General features: G+C 72.4%; 15 protein-coding genes. 10 read left to right on the forward strand and 5 right to left on the reverse strand.

Annotated elements, in window-relative coordinates:
- Positions 1-6: 6 nt before the first annotated feature.
- Both xdhB and ACFQ58_RS11675 read right to left on the reverse strand, forming a co-directional pair.
- Entirely contained in the window at positions 7-2442 is a 2436-nt protein-coding gene (xdhB, locus tag ACFQ58_RS11670; protein WP_376951275.1) for a xanthine dehydrogenase molybdopterin binding subunit, read from the reverse strand.
- Entirely contained in the window at positions 2439-3899 is a 1461-nt protein-coding gene (locus ACFQ58_RS11675; RefSeq protein ID WP_376951276.1) for a xanthine dehydrogenase small subunit, read from the reverse strand. The genes xdhB and ACFQ58_RS11675 overlap by 4 nt, the downstream gene beginning before the upstream one ends.
- A gap of 127 nt (positions 3900-4026) precedes the next feature.
- On the opposite strand from ACFQ58_RS11675, the gene aceB reads away from it, so the two are divergent.
- The 10 genes from aceB to menC all read left to right on the forward strand — a co-directional run bounded on the left by aceB (position 4027) and on the right by menC (position 16578).
- Positions 4027-5628 (forward strand): malate synthase A, encoded by a 1602-nt coding sequence (gene aceB / locus ACFQ58_RS11680; RefSeq protein ID WP_376951277.1) that lies wholly within the window; start codon positions 4027-4029, stop codon positions 5626-5628.
- Between the two features lie 2 nt (positions 5629-5630).
- Positions 5631-6884 (forward strand): DUF6986 family protein, encoded by a 1254-nt coding sequence (locus ACFQ58_RS11685; RefSeq protein WP_376951278.1) that lies wholly within the window; start codon positions 5631-5633, stop codon positions 6882-6884.
- A complete protein-coding gene (locus ACFQ58_RS11690) occupies positions 6881-7729 on the forward strand; it encodes a bifunctional allantoicase/(S)-ureidoglycine aminohydrolase (RefSeq protein ID WP_376951279.1) in 849 nt (282 codons plus the stop codon). The genes ACFQ58_RS11685 and ACFQ58_RS11690 overlap by 4 nt, the downstream gene beginning before the upstream one ends.
- 8 nt (positions 7730-7737) lie before the next feature.
- Positions 7738-9102 carry an allantoinase AllB gene (gene allB, locus ACFQ58_RS11695; protein WP_376951618.1) on the forward strand — a complete coding sequence of 455 codons (1365 nt, stop codon included), beginning with the start codon at positions 7738-7740 and terminating at the stop codon, positions 9100-9102.
- A 62-nt stretch (positions 9103-9164) separates the two neighbouring features.
- Complete coding sequence (locus tag ACFQ58_RS11700; RefSeq protein ID WP_376951280.1) at positions 9165-10442, forward strand: saccharopine dehydrogenase family protein; 1278 nt, start codon at positions 9165-9167, stop codon at positions 10440-10442.
- A gap of 57 nt (positions 10443-10499) precedes the next feature.
- Entirely contained in the window at positions 10500-11474 is a 975-nt protein-coding gene (locus ACFQ58_RS11705; protein ID WP_376951281.1) for a hypothetical protein, read from the forward strand.
- 97 nt (positions 11475-11571) lie between these two features.
- A complete protein-coding gene (locus ACFQ58_RS11710; protein WP_376951282.1) occupies positions 11572-12423 on the forward strand; it encodes a hypothetical protein in 852 nt (283 codons plus the stop codon).
- Between the two features lie 25 nt (positions 12424-12448).
- Positions 12449-13483: a LacI family DNA-binding transcriptional regulator gene (locus ACFQ58_RS11715; protein ID WP_376951283.1), complete on the forward strand. Its 1035-nt coding sequence runs from the start codon at positions 12449-12451 to the stop codon at positions 13481-13483.
- 156 nt (positions 13484-13639) lie between these two features.
- Positions 13640-15151 carry an alpha-N-arabinofuranosidase gene (locus ACFQ58_RS11720; RefSeq protein ID WP_376951284.1) on the forward strand — a complete coding sequence of 504 codons (1512 nt, stop codon included), beginning with the start codon at positions 13640-13642 and terminating at the stop codon, positions 15149-15151.
- A gap of 131 nt (positions 15152-15282) precedes the next feature.
- Complete coding sequence (gene menC / locus ACFQ58_RS11725; protein ID WP_376951285.1) at positions 15283-16578, forward strand: o-succinylbenzoate synthase; 1296 nt, start codon at positions 15283-15285, stop codon at positions 16576-16578.
- A 6-nt stretch (positions 16579-16584) separates the two neighbouring features.
- Here the strand turns inward: menC and ACFQ58_RS11730 are convergent, their stop codons facing one another.
- Genes ACFQ58_RS11730 through trxA form a run of 3 tightly spaced genes read right to left on the reverse strand, consistent with a single transcriptional unit; the run spans position 16585 to position 18525 of the window.
- On the reverse strand, positions 16585-17244 hold the full coding sequence (locus ACFQ58_RS11730) for a hypothetical protein (protein WP_376951286.1): 660 nt from the start codon (positions 17242-17244) through the stop codon (positions 16585-16587).
- Positions 17241-18113 (reverse strand): endonuclease/exonuclease/phosphatase family protein, encoded by an 873-nt coding sequence (locus ACFQ58_RS11735; protein ID WP_376951287.1) that lies wholly within the window; start codon positions 18111-18113, stop codon positions 17241-17243. Before ACFQ58_RS11735 ends, ACFQ58_RS11730 begins: the two co-directional genes overlap by 4 nt.
- A 34-nt stretch (positions 18114-18147) precedes the next feature.
- Positions 18148-18525: a thioredoxin gene (trxA, locus tag ACFQ58_RS11740; RefSeq protein ID WP_376951288.1), complete on the reverse strand. Its 378-nt coding sequence runs from the start codon at positions 18523-18525 to the stop codon at positions 18148-18150.
- Positions 18526-18535 lie beyond the last annotated feature (10 nt).

Below are 18535 nucleotides of genomic sequence, written 5' to 3' on the forward strand. Positions count from 1 at the left end.
CCTCGCTCAGTGCTCCGCGCGCGGCGACCGCCGTGCGGCGGCGAGTCCCGCGTCGGCGAGTCCCGCGTCGGCGAGCCGGTCGGAGGCGCCCGCGCCCGTCGCGGCGTCATCCCCGCCCGCGCCGCGCGCCGCCTCGACCGCCCAGAACACCGCCTCGGGCGTCGCGGGCGAGGCGAGCTCGACGCTGTGCCCGTCCGGTCCGAACGCGCCGACCGCCTCGCGGATCGCCTCCCGCACGCTGAACGCGAGCATGAGCGGAGGCTCGCCGACCGCCTTCGACCCGTAGACCGCGCCATCCTCGGTCGCCCGCTCGAGGAAGTGCACGTTGAGCTCGTCCGGCAGTTCGCCGAGGCTCGGCAGCTTGTACGTGCTCGCCGACTGCGTGAGCAGGCGCCCGCGCCCCGGGCCGTCGGTCTCGTCCCAGCGGAGCTCCTCGAGCACGAGCCATCCGACGCCCTGCAGGAAGCCGCCCTCGACCTGGCCGAGGTCGATGATCGGCGAGAGCGAGTCGCCGACGTCGTGCACGATGTCGACGCGCCGCAACCGCGTCGCGCCCGTGAACCCGTCGACCTCGACCTCGCTCGCGGCCACGCCGTATGCGAAGTACTTGAAGGGCGTGCCCTGCATCGTGCCGGGCTCCCAGCCGAGGCCCTCGGTGCGATAGAACCCGGCGGCGAACAGCTGGACGCGGCGCGCGTACGCCGCCTCGACCACCTCGTGGAAGCCGAGCGACGTGCCATCCGGATCGGACCCCGACACCAGCCCGCCCGTGAACCGCACGTCGCGCTCGTCGATGCCGAGCAGGTCGGCGGCGACGGGCAGGAGGCGCTCGCGGATCTGGTCGCACGCGTGCTTGACCGCGGCGCCGTTGAGGTCGGCGCCGCTCGACGCGGCCGTCGCCGACGTGTTCGGCACCTTGTCGGTGCGGGTCGGCGCGAGCCGCACCGCCGACATGCGCACGCCGAGCGCGGTCGCCGCGACCTGCAGCATCTTGGTGTGCAGGCCCTGCCCGAGCTCGGTGCCGCCGTGGTTCACGAGCACGGAGCCGTCGCGGTAGACGTGCACGAGCGCGCCGGCCTGGTTGTACGCGGTGAACGTGAACGAGATGCCGAACTTCACGGGCGTGATCGCGAGCCCGCGCTTGACGTCGGGGTGGGCGACGTTGAACGCGTCGATCTCGGCGCGGCGCTCATCGACGCGGCCCTCGGCGCGCACGCGTGCCCAGGCGTGGTGGAGGCGCTCGGCGTGCCGCACCTCCTGCCCGTACGGCGTCGTCTGGCCCGGCCGGTAGAGGTTGCGCTCGCGCAGCACCGCTGGCTCGATGCCGAGCACTGGAGCGACGCGGCCGAGGATGTCCTCGATCACGAACATGCCCTGCGGGCCGCCGAATCCGCGGAACGCCGTCTGCGAGGTCTTGTGCGTCTTCGCGATACGGCCGAGCACGACGATATCCGGGATCCAGTACGCGTTCTCGACGTGGCACAGCGCCCGACCCAGCACGGGCTCGGACAGGTCGAGGCACCAGCCTCCGTCCGAGGTGAGCGTCGCCTCGAGCGCGAGGATGCGGCCCTCGTCGTCGAAGCCGGCCCGCCAGGCGGCGTGGAACGGGTGCCGCTTGCCGGTCATCGTGAGGTCCTGCGTGCGGGTGAGCCGAACGCGCACCGGCTGCCCGGTGAGGGTGGCGCCGAGCGCGGCGATCGCGGCGAATCCGTGCGGCTGCATCTCCTTGCCGCCGAAGCCGCCGCCGAGCCGCAGCGACTGCACGGTCACGCGGTGGTTCGGCACGCCCAGCACGTGCGCCACGATCTGCTGCGTCTCCGACGGGTGCTGCGTGCTCGACTCGACGAACACCTGGCCCTCGGGATCGACGTGCGCGAGCGAGGCGTGCGTCTCGAGGTAGAAGTGCTCCTGCCCGTTGACCTCGCAGACGCCCTCGAACACGTGCGGTGCCGAGGCCAGGGCGGATGCCGCGTCGCCACGCCGCACGGTCGGCGCGATGCCCTGGAACGACCCGGCGTCGATCGCCTCGGCGATCGTGATGATCGACGGCAGCGGCTCGTACGCGACGCGCACGGCGGCCGCACCGAGCCGGGCCGCTTCGGCGGTCTCGCCGAGCACCCACGCGAGCGCGTGGCCGTGGAACATCGCCTCGGACGGGAAGAGCGGCTCGTCGTGCTTCGCGCCCGCGTCGTTCTCGCCCGGCACGTCGGCCTCGGTGAGCACGCGGACCACGCCGGGAACCTCGAGCGCGGGCGCCACGTCGAGGGTCACGAGCGCGTGCGCGTGCTCGGACTGCACGGGCCAGGCGGTGAGCACGTCGCGGCGACCGGCGGCGAGGTCGTCGGTGTAGATGGCGGTGCCCGTGGCGTGCCGTGCCGCGCTCTCGTGCGGCAGCGCCGCGCCGACCAGGGCGCCTTCGGGACGGTCGGCGAGTCCGCTCATGCGGGCACCACCTCCTCTGGGGCCGCCGTCCGGAACAACCGGAGCAACGACTGCTGGAGCATGATCGCGCGGTACTCGGCGCTCGCCCGGTGGTCGCTCATGGGCGTGCCCTCGGAGCCCAGCACGGATGCGGCGTCGCGCACGGCCTCGACGTCCCATCGACGTCCGACCAGCGCCGCCTCGGTGGCGCGGGCACGGATCGGCGTCGCGGCGACACCGCCGAGCCCGATGCGCGCCGCCGCGACGACGCCGTCGGCGCCGACGTCGATCGCGAACGCCGCGGCCATGCTCGAGATGTCGTCGAAACGGCGCTTCGCGACCTTGTGGAACCCGGAGAGCGCCGCGAGCGGCAGCGGGATGCGCACCGAGCGGATCAGCTCGCCCGGCCGGCGCACGGTCTCGCGGTAGCCGGTGAAGTACTCGGCGAGGTCGACCTCGCGCTCGCCGTCGGCCGAGGCGAGCACGAGCCGTGCCTCGAGCGCGAGCAGCGCCGGCGCGGCGTCGCCGATGGGGGAGGCCGTGCCCAGGTTCCCGCCGAGGGTCGCGCGATTGCGGATCAGCGGCGATGCGAACTGCGGGAACAGCTCCGCGAGGACCGGCACCCGGCCGTCGAGCAGTCGTTCAGCTTCGGTCAGGCTCAGGCCCGCACCGAGCTCGATGCCGGCGTCGCCGAACGAGAAGCCCCGTAACTCGGGCAACCGGTCGATGGCGACGGTGAGCGGCGCACGACGGCCACGGAGGTTCACCTCGACGCCCCAGTCGGTGCAGCCGGCGACGACCGCGGCATCGGGTTCGTCGGCGACCAGGGCGAAGGCCTCGTCGAGCGAGCGGGGCCGGACGAAGCGCGAGCCGTCCACCTCGATCCGAGTCCCGACCGCCGCCGGTGCGGGGGCGGTCCGGCGCGCGGCCAGGGGGTCGTCGGCGTCGGGCTCGCCGAGTCCGACCGCGGCATCGCGGATCGGTCGGTAGCCGGTGCAGCGGCACAGGTTGCCGACCAGGGCGTGCACGTCGAAGGCGCTCGCGCCATCCGCCTCACCTGCGCCATCCTTCGCGCGCGCGACATCCGTTTCGCGCCGCCCGGCCCGGTAGAACTCGGCGGCCATGCTGCACGCGAACCCCGGAGTGCAGTACCCGCACTGCGAGCCGCCCGCTGCGGCGAGCGCGGCCTGCACCGGATGCATCGACTCGGGCGTGCCGAGCCCCTCGGCGGTCACGACCTCCTGGCCGTCGAGACCGGCGGCCGGCACGAGGCACGAGTTCACGGCGGTCCAGGCGGTGCCGTCGGCGCCGTCGGGCATGGCGACGAGCACCGAGCACGCGCCGCACTCGCCCTCGGCGCAGCCCTCCTTCGCGCCCGTGAGGCCCTCTGACCGCAGCCAGTCGAGCGCCGTCGTGTGCGGCGCGACCCCGCGCAGCGGGCGCGGCCGTCCGTTGACGGTCACCATCGAGTCGTCCATCGTCGCACCCCTCGTTCCGGCGAGTCTACGCTCGCGCGAGAGGCCGGGAACCCCGTGACGGCGCGCCCGTCGTGCGCCAAGATGAGGGCAGCGTGGTGGCATCGACCCGGAGGGGAGCGGAAGCCGCATGACGATCGAGATCGCCGGTGCCGACGGCGTCGCGGGTGGCGAGGAGATCCTCGCCGACGACGCCCTCGCGTTCGTCGAGGAGCTGCATCACCGTTTCGGCGAGCGCCGCCGCCAGCTGCTCGCGGCCCGGCGCTCGCGGCGCGAGCGCATCGCCCGTGGCGAGGAACGGCTCGACTTCCTGGCCGAGACGGCCGACGTGCGGTCGGCCGACTGGCGCGTGCCGCCCCCGCCGCCGGCGCTCGTCGACCGCCGGGTCGAGATCACAGGTCCGGCGGCGCCTGCGAAGATGGCGATCAACGCGCTCAACTCGGGTGCGCGCGTCTGGTTGGCCGACCTCGAGGATGCGTGCAGCCCGACGTGGGCGAACATCGTCGGCAGCATCCGGAACCTGCGCGATGCCGCCCGCGGCACGCTCGCGTTCACGTCGCCCGAGGGCAAGGCGTACGCACTGCGCGATGACCTCCGTCGCCCGACCGTCGTGACGCGCCCACGCGGATGGCACCTGCCCGAGAAGCACGTGCTCGTCGACGGCGAGCGCGCCTCGGCGTCGCTCGTCGACTTCGGGCTGCACGTGTTCCACACGGCGCGGCTGCTCGTCGACCGCGGCGACGGCCCGTTCTACTACCTGCCGAAGCTCGAATCGCACCTCGAGGCGCGGCTCTGGAACGACGTGTTCTCGTTCGCCGAGGAGCGGATGTCGCTCCCGCCGGGCACCATCCGGGCGACGGTGCTCATCGAGACCATCCCGGCGGCGTTCGAGATGGACGAGATCCTCTGGGCGCTGCGCGAGCACGCGTCGGGGCTGAACGCCGGCCGGTGGGACTACCTGTTCAGCATCATCAAGGTGTTCCGCGACGCCGGGCCCGAGTTCGTCGTGCCCGACCGCGCCTCGGTGGCGATGACCGCGCCGTTCATGCGCGCGTACACCGAACTGCTCGTGCAGACGTGCCACCGCCGCGGGGCGGTCGCGATGGGCGGGATGGCCGCCTTCGTGCCGAACCGCGCCGACCCCGAGGCGACCGCGGTCGCGTTCGAGAAGGTCCGGGCCGACAAGGCGCGCGAGGCCGGCGACGGGTTCGACGGCTCCTGGGTCGCGCACCCCGACCTCGTGCCCGTGTGCCGCGAGGTGTTCGACGGCGTGCTCGGCGACCGGCCGAACCAGCTCGATCGGCTGCGGCCCGAGGTCGAGGTGTCCGCCGCCGAACTGCTCGATGTCGCCTCGACGGGCGGCGCCGTCACCGAGGTGGGGCTGCGCACCAACCTGTCGGTCGCCGTGGCGTACCTCGCCGTCTGGTTGTCGGGCAACGGCGCGGTCGCGCTGCACAGCCTCATGGAGGACGCGGCGACCGCCGAGATCTCGCGGTCGCAGGTGTGGCAGCACCTGCGCCACGAGGTCGTGCTCGCCGACACCGGACGCACGATCACGCCCGAACTCGTGCGCGAGGTGCTCGACGAGGAGGGCGCCGCGCTGCGCGCCGACGTGCCGCCCGACCGGTTCGCGGCGTACTACGAACCCGCGGCCCGGCTCGTCGCCGAGCTGTGCCTCGCCGACGAGTACGTCGACTTCCTCACGCTCCCCGCCTACGAGCTGCTGGAGTGAACATGCGCACGGCCCTGTCCGCCGCCGATCTCGCCGCGATCGACGCCCGGCTCGTGGCGACCGATGAGCTGCTGGCCCGCGCGTATCCGGGCGAGGACAGTTCCCGGCAGCCGGTGCACACGGTGTACGTGCCAGGCGACCGGTTCACGCCGGAGCTCACGACGGTGTGGGGCAGGCTGGCGCGCGAGGCGGTCGAGGCCGCGGGCGGACTCGACGTGGTCGCGCGACTGATCGGCTTCGACGAGCGGATTGCGTCGGCGGTCGTGCCGCACGTGGCCGTCAAGCTCGACCGCGAACCGATCGAGGACCTCCGCATCGACTTCGAGGACGGCTACGGCGACCACGGCGACGAGAACGAGGACGCCGATGCGGTCCGCGCCGCCCGTCGCGTGCTCGCCGCCGAGGGCGCCGGATTCGCACCGAGATCCATCGGCATCCGCTTCAAGAGCTTCGAGGCCGCGACGCGGGTGCGCGGCATCCGGACCCTCGACCACTTCATCACCGCCCTCGTCGAGCACGGCGGCGTGCCCGACGGCCTCGCCCTCACCCTGCCGAAGGTGTCGACGATCGCCCAGGTCGAGGCCATGGTCGAGGTCGCGGCGGCGCTCGAGCGCGTGCACGGCCTGCCCGACGGCCGGCTGCGGTTCGAGGTGCAGGTCGAGACCCCGCAGCTCGTGCTCGGACCCGACGGGGTGGCGCCGCTGGCCCGGATCGCGCTCGCGGGGCGCGGGCGGGTGAGCGGGCTGCACTTCGGCACGTACGACTACAGCGCCGCGCTCGGCATCGCCGGGCCGTACCAGTCGCTCGAGCACCCCGCCGCCGACCACGCGAAGCACGTCATGCAGCTCGCGGTCGCGGGCACCGGCATCCGCCTCTCGGACGGCTCGACCAACGTGCTGCCCGTCGGCGACCGCGCGCTGGACGCCTGGCGACTGCATGCGCGGCTCGTGCGACGTTCGCTCGAGCGCGGGTTCCCGCAGGGCTGGGACCTGCACCCGGCACAGTTGCCGACCCGGTTCCTCGCGACCTACGCGTACTACCGCGACGGCTACGCCGAGGCGGCGGCGCGGCTGCGCGACGTGCATGACCGGCGCACGGGCGGAGTGCTCGACGAGCCTGCGACCGCGCGCGCGCTCGCCGCATTCGTGCGGCGGGGCGTTCAATGCGGGGCGCTGACCTCCGACGAGGTCGCCACCGACACCGGGTTCGACGAGCGGGCGCTCACCGCGCTCGCGCGCGTGAGGGAGGGCGCATGAGCTACTTCACCCCGCCGGGCGGGCTGCCCGGCCAGTCCGAGTTGCTCACCGACCGGGCGATCGTGACCGAGGCGTACACCGTGATCCCCAAGGGCGTGCTCCGCGACATCGTGACGAGCAACCTGCCCGGCTTCACGCGCACGCGCTCGTGGATCCTCGCGCGGCCCATCGCCGGCTTCGCGACGACGTTCGCGCAGCTCATCGTCGAGATCGCGCCGGGCGGCGGCGCCGAGCGGCCCGAGCGCGAGCCGGGCGTCGAGGGCGTGGTCTTCGTGACGGCGGGCGCCCTCACCCTGCGCCTGGACGGCGAGCGGCACGTGATCGAGGCCGGCGGGTACGCGTACCTCGCCGCCGGGACCGAGTGGGCGATCGCCAACGACGGCGACGCACTCGCGAGCTTCCACTGGATCCGCAAGGTGTACGAGCCGCTCGACGACGTGGCGCCGCCGCGGTCGTTCGTCACGAGCGACGCCGAGGTCGAGCCGCGCGCGATGCCCGACACCGGCGGCGCGTGGGCGACGACGCGCTTCGTCGACCCCGACGACCTCGCGCACGACATGCACGTGAACATCGTGACGTTCCAGCCCGGCGGCGTGATCCCGTTCGCCGAGACGCACGTCATGGAGCACGGCCTCTACGTGCTCGAGGGCAAGGGCGTGTACCGGCTCAACGGCGACTGGGTCGAGGTCGAGGCGGGCGACTTCATGTGGCTCCGCGCGTTCTGCCCTCAGGCCTGCTACGCCGGTGGCCCCGGCCCGTTCCGGTACCTGCTCTACAAGGACGTGAACCGGCAGGTGCGGCTCACCGATCCCTCCGGCGGTCCGGCCGGCGGGCGGCGGTGGTGACCGAGCGGATGCCGCGGGGCGGCCGAGCGCCGGGCGGCGAGGCGTCGTACGACCTCGTCGTCGCCGGCGCGCGCGTGCTGGTCGCGGGCGCGTTCACGCCTGCCGAGGTGGGCGTGCGCGACGGGGTCGTGATGGCGATCGAACCGCTCGGCACCGGGCTCGAGGGCGCGCGGATGACGCGACTCGCCGACGATGAGGTGCTCCTCCCCGGCCTCGTCGACACGCACGTGCACGTGAACGAGCCCGGGCGGACCGAGTGGGAGGGCTTCCGGAGCGCGACGCGCGCGGCCGCGGCCGGCGGCGTCACGACGATCGTCGACATGCCGCTCAACAGCATCCCGCCCACGACGTCGGTCGCGGCGCTGGACGTGAAGCGCCGGGCCGCGGCGGCGGCGGGACTCGCGGTCGACGTCGGATTCTGGGGCGGCATCGTGCCGGGCAACCTCGGCGACCTGCGACCGCTCGTCGCCGAGGGCGTGTTCGGGTTCAAGTGCTTCCTGGTCGACTCGGGCGTCGAGGAGTTCCCGCCCGTGACGGCGACGGAGCTCGAGGCGGCGATGGGGATGCTCGCCGAGCTCGACCGACCCGTGATCGTGCACGCCGAGGACCCCGCCGTCATCGGCCACGCGCCGCGCCCGCGCGGCCGTCTGTACGCGGACTTCCTCGCGTCCCGCCCCTCCGCCGCCGAGGAGGCCGCGATCACCACGGTGATCGAGGCGGCACGGCGCACCGGTACCCGGGCGCACATCCTGCACCTCAGCTCCGCGACGGCGCTGCCGCTCATCGCCGCGGCGAAGCGGGACGGTGTGCGCCTCACCGCCGAGACCTGCCCGCACTACCTCGCGCTCACGGCCGAGGACGTGCCGGCCGGTGCCACGGCGTACAAGTGCTGTCCGCCCATCCGCGAGACCGACAACCGCGACGCGCTCTGGGGCGGACTCGAGGACGGCACGATCGACCTCGTCGTCACCGACCACTCGCCGGCCCCCGCCGACCTCAAGCACGCCGGTGGCGGCGACTTCGACGAGGCATGGGGCGGCATCGCGTCGCTGCAGCTCGGGCTTCCCGTGGTGTGGACCGAGGCGCGGCGTCGCGGTATCCCGCTCGAGCGCGTCGTCGGATGGATGGCGTCGGCGCCGGCGCGCATGGCGGGCGTGGCGGGCAAGGGCGAGCTCGCGGTCGGCGGTGCGGCCGACCTGGCGGTGGTGGCACCCGAGGCCGAGTTCACGGTGGAGGCCGCGCGGCTCGAGCACCGCCATCCGATCACGCCGTACGACGGCCGCACGCTGCGGGGCGTCGTGCGCGCGACGTACCTGGGGGGCGAGCCGGTGGCTCCCGAGGTGACACGCGGGCGGATGTTGCGCCATCCGTGACCGGGCCGCGAGGCCTGCTGTCCATCTGGACAATTCATCGACCGGCGGCTACCGTACCCACCATGCGAATCCTCCTCGTCGGCGCCGGAGGCGTCGGAGACGCCATCGCCAAGATCGCGGCCCGTCGCTCGTTCTTCGAGCTGATCATCGTGAGCGACTACCACGAGTCGCGTGCGACCCGCACGGTCGAGTGGATCCGCGCGCGGCACGGCGATGACGTCGCGGGCCGGTTCGCCACCGCGCAGATCGACGCGGGCGACCCCGAGGTCGTGGCATCCGTCGCCCGTGAGCACGGCGCAACCCATGTGATGAACGCGGTCGAACCGAAGTTCGTGCCGTCGATCTTCGCCGGCGCGCTCGCCGCGGGTGCCGACTACCTCGACATGGCCATGAGCCTGTCGGAGCCGCACCCCACCGACCCGTACGCCGAGACCGGCGTGAAGCTCGGCGACGACCAGTTCGCGCAGGCGGGCGACTGGGAGAAGGCGGGCCGTCTCGCCCTCGTCGGCATGGGGGTCGAACCGGGGCTCTCCGACGTGTTCGCGCGGTACGCCGCCGACCACCTCTTCAGTGAGATCGACGAGCTCGGCACGCGCGACGGGGCGAACCTGGTCGTGCGCGACGACGAGGGCAACGAGATCTTCGCGCCGTCGTTCTCGATCTGGACGACCATCGAGGAGTGCCTCAACCCGCCGGTCGTGTGGGAGGAGGAGCGCGGCTGGTACACGACCCCGCCGTTCAGCGAGCCCGAGGTGTTCGAGTTCCCCGAGGGCATCGGGCCGGTCGAGTGCGTCAACGTCGAGCACGAGGAGGTGCTCCTCATGCCGCGCTGGGTCGACGCGAAGCGCGTCACGTTCAAGTACGGGCTCGGCGACGAGTTCATCGGCGTGCTGAGGACGCTGAACCTGCTGGGGCTCGACTCGACGCGCCCGATCCGGGTGCGCAGCGCGAACGGCCCGGTCGAGGTCGCGCCGCGCGACGTCGTGGCGGCGGCGCTGCCCGACCCCGCGACCATCGGCCCGCGCATGACCGGCAAGACCTGCGCCGGCCTCTGGGTCACCGGTCGCGGCACCGATGGCGCGCCCCGCGAGGTGTACCTGTACCACGTCAGCGACAACGAGTGGACGATGCGCGAGTACGAGGCGCAGTGCGTGGTCTGGCAGACCGCGCTGAACCCCGTCATCGCGCTCGAGCTGCTCGCGAGCGGGGCGTGGCAGGGCGTGGGCGTGCTCGGGCCCGAGGCGTTCGACGCGAAGCCCTTCCTCGACCTGATGGCGCGGGCGGAAGCCGATGGCGGCTACGGCCAGGCCTGGGGCATGGAGGACCGGCTCGCGCGCTGAGCCGCGCCTCGTGCGACGTCGCGGCAGATCGCGTGAAGTGGACGTCGCGTCGTCGCGATGGTGTTCGTCGACCCCGAGGTGTCTCCTCGGTGCGAGGCGCGTAGCATCATCGGAGGAGGGACGATCATGGCGGCCATCGGACCGCCACGTCGGGCAGACTCCCACGATGTCGAGTTCACCGTCGAGCCGGGCCCGGGTGGCGACGCCGGTATCGAAGAGGCGAAGCGCGTCGCCAGACGGCGCCGCAGGCGTGTCGCGGTGATCGCGTCACTGGTCGTCGCCGGCCTGGCGGTCGCTGCAACGGTCGGTGAGCGCGGCTCGTCGTCTGACGAAAGCTCCGCCGCCGGTCCTGTGGCCGACCTCGCCGGCGGCGTTGCGGAGGAGGACTCGGTCGAGGTCATCGCGGCATGGTCCGAGATTCACGACGGCTGGGTGCGGGTCTATTCGGATGGGCGCGTGATCTGGGTGAATCAAGCGGGTCCTCCCTTCGAACGTCGGCTCACGCGTTCCGGCCTGGCTCTCGTGCGTTCCGGCGCGCTCGCTCCGAGTGACATCGACGATCTCGGCGGGCAACCTGGAGCCTTCGAGGTACGGCTCCGGCTGATCCGGAGCCCGCGATCGCTTCTCCGCGGACCATGGGAAGGTCCGACCGAGACCTGGGTGGAGGAGGAATTCCGGCCGTATGCGCCCTCGTCCTACGCGCTCTGCTTCTGGGTCCAACTGCGACTGTTCGGCTACAACGTACCCGCGACGAGGGCGATCGATCAGCTTCCTCGTGCTGCGCAAGAGCTGGTCTACGGCACTGAGCGGCAGTTCCCGTCGGCAGGGGTGGATGATCCGCTCGAGCGGGAAGCTGCAGTCGAATGCTTCGAGCTGAGGCCTGAGATCGTCTCTCGCGTGCTCTCTTCCATGAATCGCGTTTCCATGGTGCTCGGCCCTCAACCCGGTGCAATCCGCGGCGATCCGCAGTCGCCGGAGCCGTTCATCAATGCGGTGATGCCGGATGGCGGTCTGCTCTCCTGGGGCGGCTGACGCCGACTCGCCGCCGTGGCCGGACGATCCCGGCGCACGATTCTCACAGGCGTACGGTCGGCGTCCGTGCGCCGGCCGCCGCGATAGGGTCGCGGGCATGACGGATGGCGCGCAGCTCGCGGCGACCGCGGTCGATGCGCACGCGCTCGCCGACGAGGCCGACCGGCGTTCGGGCGTGGTGACGCGCGAGGCGCGCATGGACGAGCTCGCCGGCACGCTCGCCCGGTTCGACGCGACCTGGGGCGTCGGTCGCACGGTCGACCTCGCCTCGCTGACGGCGATCGCGCACGCGGGCAACACCGTGCTCGTGGCCGTCCCGGCGGCGGGCCGAGCGGATGCCGCGGGCGAGCTCGTCACACCCGACGACGCGCCCCTCGGGGCTGCGCTCGGCTTCCTCGGGTGGTCCGGCGGACTCCACGTGCACTCGCACATGAACGCGGTCGACCCGAACGCGCGCGGGCGCGGGATCGGCGTCGCGCTGAAGCTGCGGCAGCGCGCCATCTGCCTCGAACACGGCATCGACGAGGTGCGCTGGACGTACGACCCGCTCATCCGCCGCAATGCGCGGATGAACCTCGTGCGGCTGGGCGCCGAGGTCGTCGCCTACCACCCCGACTTCTACGGCGAACTGCGCGACGCGATCTCGGGCGGCGACCGCAGCGACCGCTTCGAAGTGCGCTGGCGGCTCGCCTCGCCGCGCGTCGAGCGTGCGGTGCAGCGGATGCCGCAGCCGGCGTGGCACGCCGAGGGCGGGCTCGCGCTCACGGCCGACTTCGAGGGCGTGCGCGCGGCCGATCCGCGCACGGCCGCGGAGCTCCGGGACGCGTCGCGCGAGGCGTTCGCGGTGCTGGCGGAGGGGCGGCTGCGGCCGGAGCTGGACGCGAGCGGGGACTACGTCTTCACGGCCGACGACCCCGACCGCGCGCCATCCGCTTCTACAACGTTGTAGGGTAGCGGGCGACGAGGAGGCGCCCATGGCCGTGACCCTGCACGACGTCGCCCGGGTCGCGGGCGTCTCGATCAAGACGGTCTCGAACGTCATCAACGACTACCCGCACATCCGGCCCGCGACCCGCGAACGCGTCGAGCAGGCCATCGCCGAGCTCGGCTACACGCCGAACCTGACCGCGCGGAACCTCCGTTCGGGTCGCACGGGGGCGATCGGGCTCGCCGTGCCGAACCTCGGGCTGCCGTACTTCGCCGAGCTCGCCGCGTCGGTCGTCGAGGCTGCCGAGGCGGCCGGAGTCGTGGTGCTCGTCGAGCAGACCGGCGGCGACCGCGAGCGCGAGCTCGAGCTGCTGCGGAGCCCTCGGCGCCAGCTCACCGACGGGCTCATCTTCAGTGCGCTCGGCATGGGGCAGGCGGATGTCGCGACCCTCGCCGTGGCGTACCCGCTCGTGCTGCTGGGCGAACAGGTCTACGACGCGCCCGCCGACCACGTGACCATGCGCAACGTCGAGGCGGCCCGGGCTGCGACGGCGTACCTGCTCGCGTCGGGACGGCGACGCATCGCGGTCGTCGGTACGCACGACGGCGACGAGGGTGGCACGGCCGGGCTGCGGTTGCGCGGCTACCGCGAGGCGCTCGAGGCGGCCGGCATCTCGTACGACGACGCCATCGTGGTGCCGAGCGCGATGTGGCACCGTGCGGGCGGGGCGCAGGCCACACGCGAGCTGCTCGACCGGGGCGAGGCGTTCGATGCGGTGTTCGGACTCAACGACACGCTGGCGCTCGGTGCCATCCGGGCGCTCCAGGAGGCCCGGGTGCGCGTGCCCGACGAGGTGGCGGTCATCGGGTTCGACGACCTCGACGAGGCGGAGTACTCGGTCCCGTCGCTGACCACGGTCGATCCGGGGCGGCACTGGATCGCCGAGACGGCCGTGCGGACGCTGCTCGATCGCGTCCGGGGCGGCGCTGCCGACGAGGCGCCGCGGCTCATGCTCGCGAACTTCCGCGTCGTCGAGCGCGAGTCGGCGCCCGCGGCGCGCGCCACCGACGGCGCCCACTGAGCCGGACGCGTCTTCGCCTTGACGGATGGCCGTCGCCCCTGCACCATGGATTTACAACGTTTACGTACAACGATGTAGAACGCCCTGACTCGCCTGGACGCGCCATCCGCTCGCCCTCATCGCACCGACCGACCGACTCGCCCATTGGAGCCCACGATGCCCAGCGCACGCCTCACGATCGACCCCCGCTCCACCATCGGGCCCATCCGGCGCCGCCTCTTCGGCGGGTTCGTCGAACACCTCGGCCGACACGTCTACGACGGCATCCACGAACCCGGCCACCCAACGGCCGACACAGAGGGCTTCCGGCAGGACGTCATCGAGCTCGTCAGGGAGCTCGGCGTCTCGACCATCCGTTACCCGGGGGGCAACTTCGTCTCGGGGTTCCGGTGGGAGGACTCGGTCGGACCGCGCGAGGAGCGCCCGCGCCGCCTCGACCTCGCCTGGCATTCGACCGAGACCAACGAGGTCGGCCTGCATGAGTTCTCCGACTGGCTCGAGAAGGTCGGCAGCGACATGATGCTCGCGGTGAACCTCGGCACCCGCGGCACGCTCGAGGCGCTCGACTTGCTCGAGTACGCGAATATCGCGGGCGGCACGGCGCTGTCGCAGCAGCGCATCGCGAACGGCCGAACCGACGCGTTCGGCGTGAAGATGTGGTGCCTCGGAAACGAGATGGACGGCCCGTGGCAGCTCGGCCACCGATCGGCCGACGACTACGGCAAGCTCGCCTCGCGCACCGCGAAGGCGATGCGCCAGCTCGACCCGTCGGTGGAGCTCGTCGTGTGCGGCTCGTCGAGCGCGCACATGCCGACCTTCGGCGAGTGGGAGCGCGTGGTGCTCAGCCACACCTACGAGGACGTGGACTACATCTCGTGCCACGCGTACTACGAGGAGAAGAACGGCGACCTCGGCAGCTTCCTCGCCTCGGCGGTCGATATGGACGGCTTCATCGAGACGGTCGTCGCGACGGCCGATCACGTCAAGGCGGTGCTCGGCAGCGACAAGTCCGTGAACATCTCGTTCGACGAGTGGAACGTCTGGTATCTCTCGCGCTTCCAGAACGTCGACAAGATCGAGGGGCTCGACAACTGGCCTGTCGCGCCGCGGCTGCTCGAGGACGTCTACTCGGTCGCCGACGCGGTCGTCTTCGGCAACCTCATGATCTCGCTGCTCAAGCATTCCGACCGTGTCACCAGCGCATCGCTCGCGCAGCTCGTCAACGTGATCGCCCCGATCATGACGGAGCCTGGCGGCCCGGCGTGGCGGCAGACCACGTTCTTCCCGTTCTCGATCACCTCGCGGCTCGCGGGGGGCGAGGCGCTCGAGCTGAAACTCGACGCACCCACGTACGAGACCAAGGAGTATGGGGTCGTGCCGCTCGTCGACGCCGTCGCTACGCACGACGCGTCGACGGGACGCACCGCCGTATTCCTCGTGAACCGCAGCGTCGAGGAGGCCGTGACGCTCACGGTCGACGTCGGCTCGCTCGGGGAGGTCTCGGTGCTCGAGACGCACACGCTCGCAGACGACGACGTGTACGCGAAGAACACCCTCGCCGAGCCGACTCGCGTCGCCCCGCGCCCGAACGACACCGCGCGAATCGACGGGCGCGAGCTCACGGCGACCCTGCCGCCCGTCTCCTGGACCGCCATCTCGCTCGGCTGACCGGGTCCGCTGCCGACCGGGAGGTCGCGGATGCACCGCGGGACCGTGCGAACGCGACTTCTCGAATCGGGCGGACGCCGGAGCCGCGGCTGCGAGAGGATGGGGGCACCGGCGAGCCGACTGGAGGCGAGATGACCGACGCGCCCGTGATCCAGGCGATCGAGCTGCACCGGCTCGAGGTGCCCCTCGTGCGTCCGTTCGAGACCTCGTTCGGGCGCGAGACCGCGCGCGAGGTGCTCCTCGTCCGCGTCCGCACCGACCGGGGCGACGGGTGGGGGGAATGCGTCGCCGGTCGCGACCCGTTCTACTCGTCCGAGTACGTCGACGGCGCGGCATCCGTGATCGAGCACTACCTCGCGCCCGCGCTGCTGGCTCGCCCGGCCCATCACGCGGTGGACGACGGCCACGTCTCGGGCGTGCTCATCGAGGATCCCGCGCACTCCGCCGGGATCTGGATCGACGACCGCGAGCAGCACATCGAGGGCGCCGCCGGGCCCACCGCGGCAGGCGGTGCGGCGGCCTCGATCGCAAGCGTGCCGCTCGCCGCATCCGTCGCCCCCACCCTGTCGTTCGTCGCGGGCCACCGAATGGCCAAGGGCGCGCTCGAGGCGGCCGTGCTCGACGCCGAACTGCGAGCGCAGGGCAGGTCGATGGGGGAGTGCTTCGGCGCTGTTCGCGAGTGGGTCGACTGCGGCGTCTCGGTCGGCATCGCGCCGACCCTCGAGGAATTGCTCGACGAGGTCACCGGGTACCTCGAGGAGGGGTACCGGCGCATCAAGCTCAAGATCAAGCCGGGCTGGGACCTCGTGCCCGTCGCCGCGGTGCGGGAGCTGCTCGGCCGCGACGGGATGCTCCAGGTCGATGCGAACACCGCCTACACGGCCGAGGACATCCCGCTCCTGGCGAGCCTCGATCCGTTCGAGCTGCTGCTGATCGAGCAGCCGTTCGCCGAGGAGGATCTCGCGACGCACGTACGACTCGCCGAGGCGGCCACGACGCCCGTATGCCTCGACGAGTCGATCCTCGACGTCACGACCGCGATCGACGCGATCGAACGCGGCGCGACCTCGATCGTCAACATCAAGCCCGGCCGCATGGGCGGTTACCTCGAAGCGCTGCGCGTGCACGACGCCTGTCGGGCGCGCGACGTGCCCGTCTGGTGCGGCGGTATGCTCGAGACGGGGGTGGGCCGTGCTGCGAACGTCGCGCTGGCCGCGCTGCCGGGGTTCGTACTGCCGGGCGACACGTCGGCCTCGGCGCGCTACTTCGCCGAGGACCTCACCGAGCCGTTCGTGCTCGGCGAGGGCGAGCATCGCGGGCAGCTGCGGGTCCCGGATGGCGCGGGCACGGGCGTCACCGTCGGGGAGGACCTCGTGCGCGACTGGGCGACCCGGCCGCCCGTCACGATCACCCCGCGATCGCGCTGAGCCGGCTCACGGGTCCGGACTCGCGGGCGGCGTCGTCGCGTGCGGGGTGGCGCCGGCTCGCGAGGAACCGGCCGACTCGGCGCGGCGCGGTCGCGCGACGAGCACCGGCATGAGCAGGCCCGCGAGCAGCGAACCGAGGCCGCCCGCGACGATGTCGCCGATCGTGTCGCGGTAGCCGACGTAGATCGTCTCGTCGAGGAAGGTCTTGCCGAACCACTCGAACATCTCCCAGAACGCCGCGAGCGACAGGCCGATCGCGGTCGTGACGATGGTCGTCGAGAGCAACGGACGCGGCAGCGTGGATGCCTTGGCGACGACGCCGAGCCGCTCGAGCAGGATGTAGCACACCGCCGCCGCGAGGCCGTTCATGAGGAAGTGCATGGGCAGGTCCCACCACTTCACCGTGACGTAGAGGTCGGTGACGCTGCTCCACACCGACATCAGGGCGATCACGCAGTAGGCGATGTCGAAGCCGGGGCGCACGGCCAACGCACGCGGGAGCAGCATCGCACCGGTGACGAACGCGAGGCTGACGGCACCCATGGGCCCCCACCCGATGCCGGCGATGACGATGCAGACGAGCCCGACCGCGCGCAGGCCGTCGGCGACGAGTTCGGCCGGGCCGTGCGGTCGGCGGCGCAGGTTCTCGAGCAGCTCGTGCATCATCCGTCCCCTTCCGTGCGGTGCGTCCGGCCGATGCGTCGGTGGCGCAGCACCGCCTGCACCGGTTCGTGGTCGGACGGCGATCGTCCATCGAACCGCGTCGCGTTGATGCCCGCGCGGAGCACGTCGAGCCCGTCGTCGACGAGGATGTGGTCGATGCGCCGTCCGCCGACCCTGAGCCGACGATAGCCCGAATAGGTGCCCCACTGCGGCGTGACCCGCTCGTCGGCCGCATCCCACGCGTCGCGGAGGCCGTCGCCGAGCACCAGGTTACGGTGCACCGCCGAGTCCTCCCCGGCGTTGAAGTCCCCCGTGATCACGACGGCGGCCGCGGGGTCGGCGGCGCGCGCGGCCTGCGCGAGTCGCACGATCATGCGCGCGGAGTGCAGGCGCGACCGCCACGAGATGTGGTCGAGGTGCGTGTTGAACGCCATGAGCCGGGTGCGCGTCTCGCGGTCGGTGAACTCGGCGGTGACGAGGATCCGGCGGGTGACGTTGCCCCACGACCGCGAGCCGTGCAGGTCGGGCGTCGCCGAGAGGGCGAGCTGTCGCCACGCGGTGAGCTCGAGTCGCGTCGCGTCGTAGTAGATCGGGCAGCGCTCGCCGCGCCCCGAGGGATCGCGGCCGGTGCCCACCCAGCGGTACCGGTCGCCGAGCGCGTCGGCGACGACCTCGACCTGGTCGGCGAGCGCCTCCTGCACGCCGAGCACGGTCGGCTGCTCGGCGGCGAGCAGTCGGCGGACGAGGCGCTTGCGCTCGGTCCAGTCGTCTGGGCTGCCCGGCCGGTAGCGCGGGATGCGACGGCGGACATTGAACGTCATGACGTGCAGGGCGGGGGGTTCCACCCGACCGATCAGCGCGACATCCGTCATCCCGCCAGCGTACGCGCGGCGGGCGGGATCAGGATCAGGCTTGTGCGCCTGCGGCCTGCTGCTCGGCGATCCGGCGCCGCACGTCGTCCATGTCGAGCGCTTTCGCGCCCTGGACCACCTGCTCGAGCTGGGCGCCGTTGAGCGCGCCGGGCTGGGCGAAGACGATGATGCCCTGGCGGAAGACCACGAGCGTGGGGATGGAGGTGATGCCGAAGCCGGCCGCGAGGGCCTGCTCGGCCTCGGTGTCGACCTTGCCGAACACGACGTCGCCGTGCTGCTCGGAGGCCTTCTCGAAGATGGGCCCGAACATGCGGCACGGACCGCACCACTCGGCCCAGAAGTCGAGCAGCACGATGTCGTTGTCGCTGACGGTCGACTCGATGGTGTCGTGGGTGATGTTCACGGAAGCCATGCGGGCGAGT

Source organism: Agromyces sp. NPDC056523, assembly GCF_042794545.1.
GTDB lineage: Bacteria > Actinomycetota > Actinomycetes > Actinomycetales > Microbacteriaceae > Agromyces.